Origin of the sequence: Bartonella sp. AA168HLJHH (assembly GCF_042197365.1) — a bacterium.
In the GTDB taxonomy this organism is placed as follows: domain Bacteria; phylum Pseudomonadota; class Alphaproteobacteria; order Rhizobiales; family Rhizobiaceae; genus Bartonella.
In genome coordinates, this window is record NZ_JBHIRS010000067.1 from 1 (window position 1) to 919 (window position 919).

Genomic DNA, 919 nt, shown 5'->3' on the forward strand with positions numbered 1-919 from the left:
TACCCATTGTTTTATTGTTTGAAGCACTCTTTATAGCCACAGCTGCAATCGCCAACCAATTTTGGGTTTATATTGCCCTTTCTTTCGCACTAGGTTGTGCTGGTTCACTCTTTTGGTCTGCTATCCTCGTTTCCGTCCCAGAATTTGCAACCAATGATCAGCAATTAGACCGTATCAACCGCATTATCCAAACAGTTCGTAATCTTGGCTATATTGCCGGACCATTGTTAGGGGGCGTGTTGTATGGAATATCAAACGGGCAAAAAGGATTGTTTGTGTTGTCAATCATGGTTCTTTTTGCTACCTTTATCACTCTCTTCTGTTTTAAAAGTTTTAAAATTCATACACAAACGACAAACACAACGCAAAACAGCAAAAAAGGGCTAGATTTAACGGGTCTCTTGCGTAAAAAAAATGTTGTCTATGCTCTTTCTCCCCTCATCATTACCATCATCCTCACCTCTGCTCTCAACGTCTTATCGATTGTCCGCATCCGCACTGAGCTGTACTTCAGTGCAGAAACCTATGGGGTAATCACAAGCATGTTAAGTCTTGGCCTCGTGGTTGGTCCACTCTGTTTCTCCAGCCTTTTTCATCGCTTTGGTAATGCCGCTGGAGCATCACTTGCCGCTACAATAATTGGTTTTGCAATTTTCTGCTTTTCCTTAACACATATTGTATGGTTAATGATGCTGTCATTTTTCATCCTTGGGGGTGCAAACGGCGTACAAAATGCTCTGATGGCAAGTTTTATGATGAAAGCCATTCAGAAAGAACACCGAAACAACCAAATGCCTGCCTATATCTTTATCATACAAACAGCGGTGTGCCTTGGCTTTCTAGGAGCCGGTTTTGTAAAAGTGCATCACACCCAAAGCACACTGTTTATCATTGGCATCGCCACAATGATCACAGGCAT

General features: G+C 42.2%; 1 protein-coding gene. It reads left to right on the forward strand.

Annotated elements, in window-relative coordinates:
- Positions 1–919 (forward strand): MFS transporter (locus ACFINM_RS09765; protein ID WP_375641326.1); only part of this gene is annotated, 919 nt, incomplete at both ends.